The 15701-nt window shown below is 71.8% G+C and carries 12 protein-coding genes; 6 read left to right on the forward strand and 6 right to left on the reverse strand.

The features are described from left to right. The first annotated feature begins 130 nt into the window (after positions 1-130). The 3 genes from ACFV9D_RS36545 (at position 131) to pulA (ending at position 8405) form a co-directional block, all read left to right on the forward strand. Positions 131-1150, forward strand: a complete 1020-nt coding sequence (locus tag ACFV9D_RS36545; protein ID WP_385156624.1) for a LacI family DNA-binding transcriptional regulator — start codon at positions 131-133, stop codon at positions 1148-1150. Positions 1151-1273: 123 nt separating this feature from the next. After that, a complete protein-coding gene (locus tag ACFV9D_RS36550) occupies positions 1274-2974 on the forward strand; it encodes a carbohydrate-binding module family 20 domain-containing protein (protein ID WP_385156539.1) in 1701 nt (566 codons plus the stop codon). A 67-nt stretch (positions 2975-3041) separates the two neighbouring features. Beyond that, complete coding sequence (pulA, locus tag ACFV9D_RS36555) at positions 3042-8405, forward strand: pullulanase-type alpha-1,6-glucosidase (protein WP_385156542.1); 5364 nt, start codon at positions 3042-3044, stop codon at positions 8403-8405. Here pulA and ACFV9D_RS36560 read toward each other — a convergent pair. Further along, complete coding sequence (locus ACFV9D_RS36560) at positions 8392-8910, reverse strand: GNAT family N-acetyltransferase (RefSeq protein WP_385156544.1); 519 nt, start codon at positions 8908-8910, stop codon at positions 8392-8394. The two genes, pulA and ACFV9D_RS36560, sit on opposite strands and share 14 nt — an antisense overlap. Positions 8911-8963: 53 nt before the next feature. On the opposite strand from ACFV9D_RS36560, the gene ACFV9D_RS36565 reads away from it, so the two are divergent. Beyond that, complete coding sequence (locus ACFV9D_RS36565) at positions 8964-9296, forward strand: 5-carboxymethyl-2-hydroxymuconate Delta-isomerase (protein WP_385156547.1); 333 nt, start codon at positions 8964-8966, stop codon at positions 9294-9296. Here the strand turns inward: ACFV9D_RS36565 and ACFV9D_RS36570 are convergent, their stop codons facing one another. Next, on the reverse strand, positions 9297-10010 hold the full coding sequence (locus tag ACFV9D_RS36570; RefSeq protein WP_385156550.1) for a TetR/AcrR family transcriptional regulator: 714 nt from the start codon (positions 10008-10010) through the stop codon (positions 9297-9299). Between the two features lie 38 nt (positions 10011-10048). Between ACFV9D_RS36570 and ACFV9D_RS36575 the strand changes: the two genes are divergently transcribed. After that, positions 10049-10315, forward strand: coding sequence for a hypothetical protein (locus tag ACFV9D_RS36575; RefSeq protein WP_385156553.1), 267 nt, complete (start codon positions 10049-10051; stop codon positions 10313-10315). 25 nt (positions 10316-10340) lie between these two features. Here the strand turns inward: ACFV9D_RS36575 and ACFV9D_RS36580 are convergent, their stop codons facing one another. The 4 genes from ACFV9D_RS36580 to ACFV9D_RS36595 form a co-directional block, all read right to left on the reverse strand. Continuing rightward, positions 10341-11399 (reverse strand): PDR/VanB family oxidoreductase, encoded by a 1059-nt coding sequence (locus tag ACFV9D_RS36580; protein WP_385156626.1) that lies wholly within the window; start codon positions 11397-11399, stop codon positions 10341-10343. After that, on the reverse strand, positions 11396-12280 hold the full coding sequence (locus tag ACFV9D_RS36585; RefSeq protein WP_385156556.1) for a metal-dependent hydrolase: 885 nt from the start codon (positions 12278-12280) through the stop codon (positions 11396-11398). Before ACFV9D_RS36585 ends, ACFV9D_RS36580 begins: the two co-directional genes overlap by 4 nt. Positions 12281-12391: 111 nt before the next feature. Further along, complete coding sequence (locus ACFV9D_RS36590) at positions 12392-14323, reverse strand: hypothetical protein (protein ID WP_385156559.1); 1932 nt, start codon at positions 14321-14323, stop codon at positions 12392-12394. Between the two features lie 59 nt (positions 14324-14382). Beyond that, positions 14383-15183 carry a tyrosine-protein phosphatase gene (locus tag ACFV9D_RS36595; protein ID WP_385156561.1) on the reverse strand — a complete coding sequence of 267 codons (801 nt, stop codon included), beginning with the start codon at positions 15181-15183 and terminating at the stop codon, positions 14383-14385. Positions 15184-15292: 109 nt separating this feature from the next. Between ACFV9D_RS36595 and ACFV9D_RS36600 the strand changes: the two genes are divergently transcribed. Then, positions 15293-15697 carry a hypothetical protein gene (locus ACFV9D_RS36600; protein ID WP_385156564.1) on the forward strand — a complete coding sequence of 135 codons (405 nt, stop codon included), beginning with the start codon at positions 15293-15295 and terminating at the stop codon, positions 15695-15697. Positions 15698-15701 lie beyond the last annotated feature (4 nt).

Genomic DNA, 15701 nt, shown 5'->3' on the forward strand with positions numbered 1-15701 from the left:
CTTTTTTTTAATACCCCCCCCCCCGGGGTCTTGGATTGTTGTCGCGCCCCCCCCCCACCCGGGTGGGGGGGGGGTTTCCCCCCCCCCCCGGCGGGGGGCCCCCGCCCCCCCCCCCCCGCGGCTCGCGGACATCGCGGCCCAGTCCGGCGTCAGCGAGGCCACCGTCAGCCGCGTCCTCAACGGCAAGGCAGGCGTGGCCGGCGCGACCCGGCACCGCGTCCTGGCCGCGCTCGACGTGCTCGGCTACGAGCGTCCCGTACGGCTGAAACGCCGCAGCGCCGGTCTGGTCGGCCTGGTCGTGCCCGAGCTGACCAACCCGATCTTCCCGGCCTTCGCCCAGGTCATCGAGCAGGTCCTGGCCGGGTACGGCTACACCCCGGTGCTCTGCACCCAGATGCCCGGCGGCGCCACCGAGGACGAGCTGGTCGAGCAGCTGGAGGAGCGCGGGGTCACCGGCATCGTCTTCCTCTCCGGGCTGCACGCGGACGCCAGCGCCGACCCCGAGCGGTACGTCCGACTGGCCGCGCGGGGCGTCCCGTTCGTCCTCATCAACGGCTTCAACGAGCGCATCGACGCCAACTTCGTCTCGCCCGACGACCGGGCGGCGGCGCGGATGGCCGTACGGCACCTGGTCGAGCTGGGCCACGAGCGGATCGGTCTCGCGATCGGCCCGACGCGCTATGTGCCCTCGCGCCGCAAGGCGGAGGGTTTCGCGGCCGAGCTGCACCATCTGCTCGGGATCGAGCGGGCGGAGGCCGAACGCTACGTCCGCCCCACGCTGTTCGGCGTCGAGGGCGGGCACGCGGCGGCCGACATCCTGCTCGACCAGGGCTGCACCGGCATCGTCTGCGGCTCCGACCTGATGGCGCTCGGCGCGATCCGCGCGGTGCGCGCACGGGGCCTCGACGTGCCCCGTGACGTGTCGGTCGTCGGCTTCGACGACTCGCCGCTGATCGCGTTCACGGACCCGCCGCTCACCACCGTGCGTCAGCCGGTGCAGGCGATGGCGACGGCGGCGGTGGGCGCGCTCCTGGAGGAGGTCGAGGGGAATCCCGTGCAGCGCACGGAGTTCGTCTTCCAGCCGGAGCTGGTGGTGCGGGGCTCCACGGCCCAGCCGCCGGCCGGCTCCTCGCTGCAACTCCTTGCGTAACTCCCTGCATTGAGGGGTCGCAAGGGTTGACCGGGCCTCGGGGCACTCGTACGGTCACGGCTGAAAACAGTTGCTGTCATTTTCGGCAACATCTTGCGACAGTGAAGTCAGCAGGAGGACAACATGGCCAGAAAGACCGTGGCCGCTGCACTCGCCTTCGTGGCGGGAGCCGCTGTGGCCGTCACGGCACCCGCCCCCGCGCAGGCCGCCCCGCCCGGTGAGAAGGACGTCACCGCGGTGATGTTCGAGTGGAAGTTCGCCTCCGTGGCGAAGGCCTGCACCGAGCAGCTCGGCCCCGCGGGCTACGGGTACGTCCAGGTCTCGCCGCCCCAGGAACGCATCCAGGGCTCCACCTGGTGGACCGCGTACCAGCCGGTCAGCTACAAGATCGCCGGCCCGCTCGGCGACCGCACCGCCTTCAAGAGCATGGTCGACACCTGTCACGCGGCGGGCGTGAAGGTCGTCGCCGACACCGTCATCAACCACATGGCGAACGCGTCGGGCACGGGAACGGGCGGGACCTCGTTCTCGAAGTACGACTACCCGGGCCTGTACTCGGGCGCCGACATGGACGACTGCCGGGCCACGATCTCGAACTACCAGGACCGGGCGAACGTCCAGAACTGCGAACTCGTGGGCCTGCCGGACCTCGACACCGGCGAGGACTGGGTATGTGGCCGGATCGCCGCCTACATGAACGACCTGCTCTCGCTCGGCGTGGACGGCTTCCGGGTCGATGCCGCCAAGCACATGCCGGCCGCGGACCTCGCGAACATCAAGTCGCGGCTGAGCAACCCGGGCGTGTACTGGAAGCAGGAGGCGATATTCGGCGCCGGCGAGGCGGTCTCGCCGAGCGAGTACCTGGGCAACGGAGACGTGCAGGAGTTCCGCTACGCACGGGACCTCAAGCGGATCTTCGGCTCGGAGAAGCTCGCCTACCTGAACAACTTCGGCGAGTCCTGGGGCTACATGTCCTCCGGGAAGTCCGGGGTCTTCGTCGACAACCACGACACCGAGCGCGGCGGCGACACCCTCAACTACAAGTCGGGCGCCACCTACACGCTCGCCTCGGTCTTCATGCTGGCCTGGCCCTACGGCTCCCCGGACGTCCACTCCGGCTACGAGTGGTCCGACAAGGACGCGGGCGCGCCGAACGGCGGCCAGGTGAACGCCTGTTACAGCGACGGCTGGAAGTGCCAGCACGCCTGGCGCGAGATCGCCTCGATGGTCGGCTTCCGCAACGCGGCGCGCGGCACGGCGGTCGGCAACTGGTGGGACAACGGCAACAACGCGATCGCGTTCGGGCGGGGCGACAAGGCGTACGTCGCCATCAACCACGAGGGCGCGTCGCTGAGCCGTACGTTCCAGACGGGGCTGGCCGCCGGCACGTACTGCGACGTGCAGTCGAACACGGCCGTGACGGTGAACTCGGCGGGCCAGTTCACGGCGACGCTGGCGTCGAACACGGCGCTCGCGCTGCACGTGAACGCGAAGACGTGCGGGGCGGGCGGTACGACCCCGCCGCCCGCGGCGACCGGAGCGTCCTTCAACGTCACGGCGACGACGACGGTCGGCCAGAACATCTACGTGACCGGCAACCGCGCGGAGCTGGGCAACTGGTCCCCGTCGGCGGCCCTGAAGCTGGACCCGGCGTCGTACCCGGTCTGGAAGCTGGACGTCTCCCTGCCGGCGGGCACGTCGTTCGAGTACAAGTACGTCCGCAAGGACGAGGCGGGCAACGTGACGTGGGAGTCGGGCGCGAACCGCGTGGCGACGGTCCCGTCGACGGGCCAGCTCGTCCTGACGGACACGTTCCGCAGCTGACGCCCCCTTCTCACAGGGCCGCCCCATCGGGGCGGCCCTCCTTCCCGTACCTCCAGGGAGAAGACCCGTGATACGCAAGAGAACGGCGGCCGCCGTGGCCACCGCCCTGTGCGCGGCACTCGTGCCCGCCCTCCCCGCATCCGCCGCGCCCCCGCCCCCACCCCCGCCCTCCGACAGGAGCCTGGCCGGTCAGCCCGCGCGGCACGACCTCACCCGCGAGCAGTTCTACTTCGTCCTGCCCGACCGGTTCGCCAACGGCGACACCGCCAACGACCGCGGCGGCCTCACCGGCACCCGGCTCCAGACCGGGTTCGACCCCGCCGACAAGGGGTTCTACCAGGGCGGCGACCTCAAGGGGCTCACGAAGAAGCTCGACTACATCAAGGGCCTCGGCACCACCGCCATCTGGCTCGCGCCGATCTTCAAGAACCAGCCCGTCCAGGGCACCGGCAAGGACGCGTCCGCCGGCTACCACGGCTACTGGATCACCGACTTCACCCAGGTCGACCCGCACTTCGGCACCAACGCCGACCTGGAGAAGCTGATCGACCACGCCCACGCCAAGGGCATGAAGGTCTTCTTCGACGTCATCACCAACCACACCGCCGATGTCGTCGACTACAAGGAGAAGACCTACGACTACCTCTCCAAGGGCGCCTTCCCCTATCTGACCGCGGACGGCGTCCCCTTCGACGACCGCGACCCGAACGGCACCTTCCCGCGCGTCGACACCGACTCCTTCCCCCGCACCCCCGTCGTCCCCGCCGAGAAGAAGAACCTCAAGGTCCCCTCCTGGCTCAACGACCCGACGATGTACCACAACCGGGGCGACTCCACCTTCGCCGGCGAGTCCTCCCAGTACGGCGACTTCGTCGGTCTGGACGACCTGTGGACCGAGCGCCCCGAGGTCGTCCAGGGCATGGAGAAGATCTACCAGCGCTGGGTCCGCGACTTCGACATCGACGGCTTCCGCATCGACACCGTCAAGCACGTCGACACCGCGTTCTGGACCCAGTGGGCCACCGCCCTCGACGAGTACGCCGCGCGCCGCGGCCGCGACGACTTCTTCATGTTCGGCGAGGTCTACTCCGCCGACCCGGCGATCACGGCCCCGTACGTGACCGAGGGCCGCCTGGACGCCACCCTCGACTTCCCCTTCCAGGACGCCGCCCGCACCTTCGCCTCCCAGAGCGGCTCCGCGGACAAGCTGGCGAACCTCTTCGCCCAGGACTACCGCTACACCACCGACAAGGCCAACGCCTACGAGTCGGTCCCCTTCCTCGGCAACCACGACATGGGCCGCTTCGGCACCTTCCTCAAGCAGGACAACCCGAAGGCCGACGACGCCGAACTCCTCCAGCGCTACCGGCTCGCCAACGAGCTGATGTTCCTCACCCGCGGCAACCCCGTCGTCTACTACGGCGACGAGCAGGGCTACACCGGCGCCGGCGGCGACAAGGACTCCCGGCAGACCCTCTTCGCGTCGAAGACCGCCGACTACCTGGACGACGACCAGCTCGGCACCGACCGCACCCACGCCGCCGACGCGTACGACCCCACGCACCCGCTCTACCGGCAGATCGCCGCCCTCTCCGCGCTCACGAAGAAGCACCCCGCACTGCGCGACGGCGTCCAGGAGCAGCGGTACGCCGAGGGCTCCGTCTACGCCTTCTCCCGTACCGACGCCCGCACGAAGACCGAGTACGTCGTCGCGGTGAACAGCTCCACCGAGGCGCGGACCGTCGAGATCCCCACCGGCTCCGCAGGCATGGAGTTCACCGCGATCCACGGCGGTGACGCCCGCGTCACCAGCGCCGGCGACACGAAGATCACGGTGACCGTCCCGGCGCTCGGCTCCCTCGTGCTCAAGGCCGCGAAGCCGCTCGGCGCGCCCACCGCCACGCCGACGATCACCCTCAAGGCCCCCGACGCAGGCGCCACCGGCACCGTCGAGCTGTCCGCCGACGTCACCGGCGGACAGCTGAACCGCGTCGTCTTCGCCGCCCAGACCGGCAACGGCAGGTGGCAGGTCCTCGGCTCCGCCGACCACGCCCCCTACAAGGTCACCCAGAAGGTCACCGCGCCCGCCGGCACCGCCCTGCGCTACAAGGCGGTCGTCGTCGACAGCGCGGGCCGCACCGCGAGCGCGACCGCCGCGACCACCAGCGGCGCACCGGCCGTCGAGCAGCCGCCGACCGCCACCCAGCGCGACTACGCCATCGTCCACTACAAGCGCACGGACGGGGACTACGCCGACTGGGGCCTGTACACCTGGGGCGACATCGCCGACGGCGAAGGCACCACCTGGCCCGCCGGAAAGCCCTTCACCGGCCGTGACGCGTACGGCGCCTTCGCCTACGTCAAGCTCAAGCCCGGCGCCTCCTCGGTCGGCTTCATCGCCGTGAACAAGGACGGCGTCAAGGACACCGACGCCGACCGCGCCGTCGACCTCTCCAAGACGGGCGAGGTCTGGATCGAGCAGGGCAGGCCGACCGTTCTGAACGCCGCGCCCGAGGGCGCGTACCCGCCCCAGGACACGACGAAGGCCGTGCTGCACTACAAGCGCGCCGACGGCCAGTACGACGGCTGGGGCCTGCACACCTGGACCGGCGCCGCGAACCCCACCGACTGGAGCAAGCCGCTGGAGCCGGTGCGCACCGACGCCTACGGGGCGGTCTACGAAGTCCCGCTCGCCGCCGGCACGACCTCCCTCAGCTACATCCTGCACAAGGGCGACGAGAAGGACCTGCCCTCCGACCAGTCCCTCGACCTGAAGGCCAACGGCCACGAGGTCTGGCTGCTCGGCGGCCAGGAGAAGTACCTGCTCCCGCAGCCCAAGGGCAGCGGCGCGGCCCTCGACCTCACCAAGGCCCAGGCCGTCTGGATCGACGAGACCACCCTCGCCTGGAACGGCAGCGACGCCGCCGCCTCCAGCGTCCTCCTCTCCTCCCGCGACGGCTCGGTCACGGTGAAGGACGGTGCCCTCAGCGGCGACCGCCAGGTCCTGCGCCTGAACCCGACGCAGCTGACCGACGCCCAGAAGGCCGCCTTCCCGCACCTGAAGTCGTACGGAGCCTTCAGCATCGACCCGCGCGACCGCGACCGGATCCGCGAGGCGCTCAAGGGTCAGCTCGTCGCCGCCCAGTACGCGGCGAACGGCGCCGTCCTGACCGCCACGGGCGTCCAGCTCGCCGGTGTGCTCGACGACCTCTACGCCCCGAAGGCGACCGAGGCCGCCCTCGGCCCGGTGTTCCGCGGCGGCCGTCCCACGCTCTCCCTCTGGGCACCCACCGCCCAGTCGGTCGCCCTCGAACTCGACGGCAAGGCCGTGCCCATGCGCCGCGACGACGCCTCCGGCGTCTGGTCGGTCACCGGCACGCGCGCGTGGACGGGCAAGCCCTACCGGTACGTCGTGAAGGTCTGGGCGCCCACCGTCCGGCAGATCGTCACCAACAAGGTCACCGACCCCTACTCCACCGCCCTCACCAACGACTCGGCCCGCAGCCTGATCGTCGACCTCGCGGACCCGAAGCTCGCCCCCAAGGGCTGGACCGGCCTGAGGAAGCCCGCCGCCGTACCGCTGCGCGACGCCCAGATCCAGGAGCTCCACGTCCGGGACTTCTCGATCGCGGACCCGACCGCCCCGGCCGACCACCGCGGCACGTACCTGGCCTTCACCGACCCCGGCAGCAAGGGCTCACAGCACCTGAAGGCACTGGCCGCCTCCGGCACTTCCTACGTCCACCTCCTGCCCGCCTTCGACATCGGCACCATTCCCGAGAAGAAGTCCGACCGGACCGAACCCGCCTGCGACCTGAAGGTCTACGCCCCCGACTCCGAGGAGCAGCAGGCCTGCGTGGCCGCCGCCGCGGCCAAGGACGCGTACAACTGGGGCTACGACCCGCTGCACTACACCGTCCCCGAGGGCTCCTACGCCACCGACCCCGAAGGCACCCGCCGCACGGTCGAGTTCCGGCAGATGGTCCAGTCCCTCAACGGTGCCGGTCTGCGGACCGTCATGGACGTGGTCTACAACCACACCGTCGCCGCCGGCCAGGCCGACAAGTCCGTCCTCGACAAGGTCGTGCCCGGCTACTACCAGCGCCTCCAGGCCGACGGCTCCGTCGCCACCTCCACCTGCTGCGCCAACACCGCGCCCGAGAACGCCATGATGGGCAAGCTCGTCGTCGACTCGGTCGTCACCTGGGCCAGGCAGTACAAGGTCGACGGCTTCCGCTTCGACCTCATGGGCCACCACCCGAAGGAGAACATCCTCGCCGTCCGCAAGGCGCTGGACGCGCTGACGGTCGAGAAGGACGGCGTCGACGGAAAGTCGATCGTCCTCTACGGCGAGGGCTGGAACTTCGGCGAGATCGCCGACGACGCCCGCTTCGTCCAGGCCACCCAGAAGAACATGGCCGGCACGGGCATCGCCACCTTCTCCGACCGGGCCCGCGACGCCGTTCGCGGCGGCGGCCCGTTCGACGAGGACCCGGGCGTCCAGGGCTTCGCCTCGGGCCTCTTCACCGATCCCAACTCCTCCTCCGCCAACGGAACTCCGGAGCAGCAGAAGGCCCGGTTGCTCCACTACCAGGACCTGATCAAGGTGGGGCTGAGCGGCAACCTCGCCGACTACACCTTCACCGACACCTCCGGCCGTACGGTCAAGGGCTCCCAGGTCGACTACAACGGCGCCCCGGCCGGCTACGCGGCCGCCCCCGGCGACGCCCTCGCCTACGCCGACGCCCACGACAACGAGACCCTCTACGACGCGCTCGCCTTCAAGCTGCCGGCGGCTACGTCTCCGGCCGACCGGGCCAGGATGCAGGTCCTCGCCATGGCGACGGCGACGCTCTCCCAGGGCCCCGCGCTCTCCCAGGCGGGCTCGGACCTGCTGCGCTCCAAGTCGCTCGACCGCAACTCGTACGACAGCGGCGACTGGTTCAACGCGATCCACTGGGACTGCCGGGACGGCAACGGCTTCGGCCGCGGCCTGCCTCCGGCGGCCGACAACAAGGCCAAGTGGGGCTTCGGAAAGCCCCTCCTGACCCAGCCGGGACTCACCGTGGGCTGCGCGCAGATCGACGGCGCCTCGGCCGCCTACCGGGACCTCCAGAAGATCCGTACGACCGAGCCCGCCTTCTCGCTCGCCACCGCCGGGCAGGTCCAGGACGCCCTGTCCTTCCCGCTCTCCGGCACCGGCGAGACCCCGGGCGTGATCACCATGCGCCTCGGCGACCTGGTCGTGGTCTTCAACGCCACGCCGGAGCGGCAGACCCAGCGGATCGCGAACCTGGCCGACAAGGGCTACACCCTGCACCCGGTCCAGGCAGCGGGCTCCGACTCCACGGTCACGTCCGCCTCCTACGAGTCCGGTTCGGGAACCTTCACCGTCCCGGCCCGCACGGTGGCCGTCTTCAAGGCCGGGTGAGCGCCTTCTCCAACAGCGTGACCCCGTAACGCGTGCCGTCGGCGGCGAGCTTCCCCGGCTCCTCGCCGACGACCCCGTAACCCGCGGCTTCGTAGTACGTACGGAGCCGCGGGTTGCTCGTCACACAGTCCAACCGCGCCACGCTCCTCCCACCGGCCGCGATCCGCTCCTCGGCATGCGCGAGGAGCGCGCGGCCGGCGCCGGCGGGGGCGGACTCCCGGTCGGTCATCAAGCGGTGGACATAGCCCGCGACCGGGGGCTGCGGGCCCCACGCCTGCTCGTCGTCCCACCACAGCTCGTAGGCCCCGACGGCCCGGTCTCCGCAGGACGCCAGCCACACCTCGCCCGTGGAGATCCGCGCCCGGAAGTGCTCCGCGCTCTTGTCGCCCGGCTTCCACTGGTCGATCCCGTGGCGCACCATCCAGCGCGCGGCCCCGTCGAACAACCCCACCAGAAGGTCGAGATCGTGGTCGTCCGCCTGCCGGAAGGTCACTTGTGCGCTCATGGTGATCACCGTAATGGTGTGGCCATACATCCATACGACCGGGAGTGACCTTCATGCCGCAGATCACCGTGGACTACTCCGCACCGCTCGACCGCCGCGGCTTCGGGCTCGCCCTGCACCCGTTCGTCGTGGAGACCGTCGACACGCGGATCGACGCCTGCAAGACCCGCTTCCGTGAGGTCGAGGAGTTCGTCGTGGGCGACGGCTCGACCGACGATCTCGTGGTCCATGTCGAGATCGCCCTGCTGCCCGGCCGTACGGACGAGACGAAGGCCCGTCTCACGGAGGCCGTGCTCGCGCTGCTGCCCGCGTACCTCAAGGAGACCGAGGGCGTACGCCTCTCCGCCGAGGTCCGCGACCTCGACCCCTCCTACCGCAAGGCCTGACTACGCCGTTCGCTGCGCGGGCACCCGCGCGGTCAGCGCCATGAGCCGGCCCATCAGGTCACCGAACGGCCCGTCGGCCGGCTCGTCGGCGAGGATCCGGACCATGACGTCCGCCATCCCCTCGTCGTAAGCCGCGGCCACGGCGGCGAGCGCCGCGAAGTCGTGCACGAGCTGCAGCTCCAGCTCCTCGCGCGGCACCCGGCGCCCGTCCAGCCACAGCAGCGCGGTCGACTCGGCGAGCGACACCCAGGAGCGGACGACCAGCTCGAGCCGCGCCGAAGGCTCGTCGACCTCCAGTTGTGCCAGGACCTGCTCGTACGCGGCCTGCCGCACCTCCTCGACGATCGCGCTCGTCGTCGAGGAGCCCACCGCCGGTCCGCCGCGCATCAGCGCCGCGAAACCCGGGCCGTGGTCGTCCACGAAGTCGAAGAACCGCCGCATCACGCGCAGCAGGCGCGCGCCGCGCGGGCCCTGCCGCGGCTCCACGAACCGGGCCGCCAGCTCGTCGGCCGCCCTCCGCAGCGCCGCCTCGTACAGGCTCTGCTTACCGGGGAAGTAGTGGTAGACCAGCGGCCGCGAGATCCCCGCGGCCGCGGCGATCTCGTCGATGGAGACCTCGTCGGGAGAGCGGTGGCTGAACAGCTCGAGCGCCACCCCGATCAGCTGCTGCTTGCGCTCCTCGACGCCCATCCTGCGGCGCACCCCGGTCGTCATGCGAACAGCCTAACCGCCGTCCGTTACGCTCCCACGACATGAGCACCTCCGGTTTGAGCCCGAAGCAGGCCCGCCAACTGCGGATAGCGGCCGCGTCCGTCCTGCTGGTCGCCATGGCGGCGATCCTGGTGATCCGGCTGGCGAGCCGGACGTCCGTGCTGGTCGTCGGCGTGTACGGACTGGCCATGATCCTCTGCGGCGTGGTGATCGAGCTCTCCCGCAACGGCCGTACGCGCCTGGGCAGCTGGCTCCTCGTGGGCGGTCTCGCCGCCGCCCTGGCCTTCGACTGGCTGATCCTTCCCTGACCCACCCTGGTCGCCCGGAGCTCGCCTAGAGGTCGAGAACCAGCCTTTCTCCGGCGCACCGCGAGACACAGATCAGCATCGAGTCGGCGCGCTCCGCGTCCGTGAGCAGCTCGTCCCGGTGGTCGATCTCGCCCTCCAGGACGCGCTGTTGGCAGGTCCCGCAGAAGCCCTGCTCGCAGGAGTAGGCGACGCCAGGCACCTCGCCACGGACCGCGGCGAGCACCGATTCGTCCGCCGCCACCGTCAACGTACGCCCGGAGCGCCGCAGTTCGACCTCGAAGGCGCCGCCGCCGGTGGTCGCGGCGGGGGCGAAGCGCTCCAGATACGGGGTCCGGCCCGCGGGCATCGCGGCGGTCACCGCGTCCATCAGCCCCTCCGGGCCGCAGCAGTACACCGCCGTCTCCTCGGGGACCCCGGAGAGGAAACCGAGGTCGGGGCGGCCCGACTCGTCATCGGCGACCACCGTCACGCGGCCCCCGCCCAGCTTCTCGATCTCGCCGAGGTACGGCAGGGTGGCGCGGCTGCGCCCGCAGTACAGCAGCCGCCAGTCGGCGCCCGCCGCCTCCACCGCGCGCAGCATCGGCAGCACGGGGGTGATGCCGATGCCTCCCGCCACGAAGACGTACGCGGGGGAGTCGACGAGCGGGAAGCGGTTGCGCGGCCCCCGGATCTCGATCTCCGTGCCCTCGTGGAGCTGTTCGTGCACCTCGCGCGAGCCGCCCCGGCCGTCCTCGATCAGCCGGGTCGCCACCGTGTACGTGTCGGTGTCGGCGGGGTCCCCGCACAGCGAGTACGGGCGCACCAGACCGGACGGCAGCACCAGGTCGACATGGGCGCCGGGCTGCCATGCGGGCAGGCCGGTGCCTTCGAGCCGGAGCCGGACCACACCCTCGGCGGGTTCGGTGCGCTCGGTGACCAGCACCTTCCTGGTGACGGTCGCGAGGCGGCCGCGGCCCGAGGTCGGCTCGTCGAGGGCGGGCATGGGCCACAGCGGGGCGGCGTTGATGCGGCGGCGCATGGCGCGCTTGGCGAGGACCGCGGCCCCGGCGACCAGGACGAACGTACGCAGACGGGGCATGGTCAGCGACCTCCGTTGGCGCCGGGGGAGCCGGCCAGGTACGCCACCGCCTGGGCGGTGTTCCCCTCCTGGGAGGGGTGGTAGGCCCGGCTGAGGTAGCGGGGGACGGCCCGGAGCAGGTCGGGCGTGGACGGCAGCACGCCCTCCCGGCCCTTGCGGACGAGCTGGCCGACCGTTGCCCTGCGGTTGACGAGGGTGGGGTCGTTCTCCATGAAGAAGCGGGTGCCGCGCTGCCAGAGGAAGACGAGCGCGGTGAAGGCGGTGGCCCAGGTGCGGGCGCGCCGCCGGTAGCCGCCGTCGAGGTGCATGAACAGCTCGAAGGCGACGGAGCGGTGCTCGACCTCCTCGGCGCCGTGCCAGCGCAGCAGGTCCAGCATGGTCGGGTCGGCTCCTCTGCGGTCGAGTTCCTCGGCGTTGAGGACCCAGTTGCCGAGGAAGGCGGTGTAGTGCTCGATGGCGGCGATGAGCGCGACCCGCTCCATCAGCCACCAGCGGCGCGCCCGGCCGGGCGGCAGGGTCCGGTCGCCGAGCAGCTTCTCGAAGAACCAGTCGACCTGGGCGGTGTAGGGCGTGGGGTCCAGGCCGAGCTTCTTGAGGTGCGGGAGCACGTCGTCGTGCGCCTGGGAGTGGACGGCCTCCTGGCCGATGAAGCCGATGACGTCCGCACGCAGCCGGTCGTCGGTGATGAACGGGAGCACCTGCTTGTAGACGTGCACGAACCACCGTTCGCCGGCCGGGAGCAGCAGGTGCAGCACGTTGATGGTGTGGGTGGTGAACGGGTCGCCGGGAACCCAGTGGAGCGGGGTCTCCTCCCAGTCGAAGGAGACCTTGCGGGCCTTGAGTTCGATGTGCTCCGACGCCACCGGTGCAGGCTGCGTATTAGACATGCCGTCAATGTACTGAGGAGTAAGCAGTTGGCAACAGACTCGTGCACGCGGATTCTCACCGCCTCGTGCACACGGCATCGCGCACGCGGATTCCCAGGGCCCTGACGGCGGTTACCGCAGCGCGCCCACCCTCGTTCCGTTCCCCAGCGTGCCGAGGAGGTCCGCCCGGGCGCCGGCCTTCGCCTTCACCGCGAGCAGCCGGCCCTCCGCCTCGCCCTTCACCCCGCCCGTGGTGCGCAGGGACGTGAAGTCCTCGCTCCCGGCGGCCAGGACGTACCACTGCCCGCTCTTCGCCTGCCACAGCACCCCCGCGAGGACCCGCGGCTCGCGCACCCCGCACGCCGGGGACTCCTCGGCCTTCGCCACGACCGCCGCGGCCACACCGGGCGCGGGGACCTGGAACTGGGCGAGCACCCTGCTGCCCGTGCCCCGCCAGGTCTCCGCCCGGGTGCACAGCCAAGCCGCCCGGCCCCCGTCCTCCGGCAGACGCTGCGTGGCGAACTGCCAGGCGTTGACCGACCGCACTCCGTGCGAGCGGACCGCCGCCAATTGGCAGGCCGTCCTCGCCCACGCCGCCCCGGCCGCCGCCCCCGTGCCGTCCACCGGTGCGGCCCCCGGCGGCCCCGAGGTCAGCCGGGCCGGCGTCAGCTCGCCCAGATCGGTCAGCAGCCGCACCCCCGTCGCGTCCCGCACCTGGAGCGTGTTCCACTCCGTGCACCCCCGCGCCTGCGCCGGGCTGAGCAACGGACGTGTCACCCCGTGCGCGTCCCGCACGAGGCGCGAGGGCTTCTTCGCGGGCGCCAGCAGGTCCCGTACCGCCGTCTCCCGTACCCAAGGGGCCATCAGATAGCGGACGTCGGCCGTGGTGCGCGAGACGACGAGGGCCGCCGAGCCGATCGCGTCCGCCCCGTCCGTCCGCGCGAAGTCCAGCGCCGCCGAGCCCGTGCCCCCGCCCGTTCCCCCGGCCGGCTCCGCGTACCGCACCGCCCGCAGCCCGTCGTGGAACAGCACCACCCGCGAACCGTCGACCTCTCCCGCGTACAGCAGCTGCGAAGGCCCCATCGGCGGCCCCACCGGCGTCCCCGGCGTCGCCGAGGAGCGCACCGAACCGCCGGGCCGCGCCCACACCGCGAGCGCCCGCCGCAGTAGTGCCCGGTCGCCCGTCAGACCGCCCCGCGCCGGCCACACCGAGAAGTCCGTACGCGCCGAGCTCTGCCAGTACCCCGCGGGGACCTGCTTCAGCGTCCCCGGGTCGAGAGCCGCCTCGGCCGCCGGATTGCGCGCGTACGAAGGCGCCGCGGCGCCGTTCCGTCCCCAGCCGTCCCCCGGCAGGCCGAGCAGCGTCCCGCACACCACCACGGCCGCCGCCGCGGCCAGCGCCGCCTTGCCGTGCTGACGGCGGCGCATCAGGTCCGTCGGCCGGGCCTGCAGCGAGCACGGATCGAACTCGGGCGAGTCGAGCAGGGCGTAGAGGGCCTCCACCCCGTCCGCCTCCGCGAGCGCCGCCTCCGTGTCCGCCTCCGCCACGCCGGCGGCCGCCAGCACCCGCCGCACCTCCGGGTCGCCCTGCCGCTCGAGGCCCCGCAGCACGTACACCGCGCGCGCCGGCCCGGACAGCGCGGAGAGCCGCTGGTCCAGGGCCAGTTCGTCGGCGCCGCCGGCGCGCGGGAACACCCGCAGCCCCCACACCTGCGGCAGCGCCGGCGGGAACTGCGCCCGCCGCGGCAGCGCCCTGCGCTTCAGCGGCAGCCCCGCGATCAGCGCCTGCCGCAGCACCTCGCCCCGTACGTACGCGTACCCCGCGTCGACGGCGTCCTCGGCGCGGCGCGGTCCGGGGATTCCCGCGCCGGACGTCCGGCGGCGCGGCAGCGACCGCTGGACCAGCGCGTGTGCCGTCAGCACCCGGCGGTTGCGCCCCAGCGAGGGCGGCAGCACGAGGTAGGCGATCCGGACCAGCCGCGGATAGTGCTCGACGAGCGCGGCCTCGGCCTGTTCGACATCGACCGGGCCGAGGGGGGAGGGGGCGAGTTCCTGGGTGCTCACATTCAGCAGAACGAGCGAATCATGCGATGGTCACCACGGTGGGTGAGCGCCGGCGGGCCTCAGGCCTCGTACACCGTCAGCCGCTCGCGGATCACGTCCGTCACCTCGTCCGGGACGCCCAGACCCTCCCGTACGTACTTCTCCATCGAGCCGTGCCGGACCGCCACCTCGTCGAGCGCCGCCTCCAGATACGCCGGTACGACCCCGATCAGCGCAAGCGCCAGCTCGGGGTCGCCGCCCTGCGCCGTGAACCCCTCGATCATCGGCGCGAAGGCCTGCCGGACGGCCGGGTTGACCGACAGGAACTCCGCCATGACCGTCTCCTCGTCCGCGCCGAGCAGCGACAGCACGATCGTCGCCGCCCAGCCGGTGCGGTCCTTGCCGGCCGTGCAGTGGAAGAGCAGCGGGCCGGCGTGCGGATCGCCCAGCTCGCCGAGGAAGGCACGGTAGGAGGCGCGCGCGGAATCGGTGGTCACGAAGGCCCGGTAGGTCCGGGTGAAGGCGTCGTGCGCCCGGCCCCCGCCGAGGAACTCGTCGGCCAGTGCCGGATCGGTCAGCAGCTTCTTCAGCATCGCGGCGGGCGGCAGGCCGCTGGTGGCCAGATGGTCGGCGAGCACGTCCGCGATGAGCAGCCGCCCGCCCGGCGGGAGGTGGTCGGGCCGGTCGGCGCGCTCGTTCTCGGTGCGGAAGTCGACGACCGTGCGGATGCCGAGGGCCGCCACCACGGGGTCGGCGGGGTCGAGCCGGTCGAGCTGGGCGGAGCGGAAGACCCGACCCGTGCGGACGCTGCGCCCCTCGCCGAGGGGGAGGGAGCCGAGGTCGCGGAGGTTGGCGACGGTGGTGGCGGGGATGGCGGGCACGGCGTCGACTCCTCCATAGGTACGTCATCGGGACGTATCACACCAAACCGTAACCGATCGGATTCCGCTCACCTTGGCGCGACCGGGCGGGCAGGATGGGCGAATGCTGATGCGTACGCGACGAACGGCTCCGGTGGCGACGATGGCGGCGGCTGTGCTCGCGCTGCTGACGGGGTGCGAGTCGGCGCCCCAGGAGGCGACCGGCACTCTGGAGCAGCTCGCCGCGAAGGCGGAGTGTGCGCCGGACGTCCAGACGGACGCGGCCGAGCTGCGCCAGGCGAAGTGCGCGACGGACGACGGGACGTACGTCCTGACCACCTTCGCGACCGACCGGGGGCAGCGCGAGTGGCTCAACCAGTCCAAGGACTACGGCGGTTCGTACCTGGTCGGCCGCAAGTGGACCGTGTCCGGGGACTCGGGGACGGTGGAGAAGGTACGCGAACGGCTCGGCGGTCAGGTCGAGACCGCCGAGCCGCACGCGCCGCACGCGTCGCATTCCTCCGGACACCACTAGGGAG

The organism is Streptomyces sp. NPDC059875 (genome assembly GCF_042731085.1).
GTDB lineage: Bacteria > Actinomycetota > Actinomycetes > Streptomycetales > Streptomycetaceae > Streptomyces.

Excerpts from the sequence above, each read along its gene's own strand:
- ACFV9D_RS36550 (WP_385156539.1), top strand. The coding sequence starts at position 1,274 with ATGGCCAGAAAGACCGTGGCCGCTGCACTCGCCTTCGTGGCGGGAGCC.
- ACFV9D_RS36560 (WP_385156544.1), bottom strand. The coding sequence starts at position 8,910 with ATGAGCGCACAAGTGACCTTCCGGCAGGCGGACGACCACGATCTCGAC.
- ACFV9D_RS36565 (WP_385156547.1), top strand. The coding sequence starts at position 8,964 with ATGCCGCAGATCACCGTGGACTACTCCGCACCGCTCGACCGCCGCGGC.
- ACFV9D_RS36570 (WP_385156550.1), bottom strand. The coding sequence starts at position 10,010 with ATGACGACCGGGGTGCGCCGCAGGATGGGCGTCGAGGAGCGCAAGCAG.
- ACFV9D_RS36575 (WP_385156553.1), top strand. The coding sequence starts at position 10,049 with ATGAGCACCTCCGGTTTGAGCCCGAAGCAGGCCCGCCAACTGCGGATA.
- ACFV9D_RS36585 (WP_385156556.1), bottom strand. The coding sequence starts at position 12,280 with ATGTCTAATACGCAGCCTGCACCGGTGGCGTCGGAGCACATCGAACTC.
- ACFV9D_RS36600 (WP_385156564.1), top strand. The coding sequence starts at position 15,293 with ATGCGTACGCGACGAACGGCTCCGGTGGCGACGATGGCGGCGGCTGTG.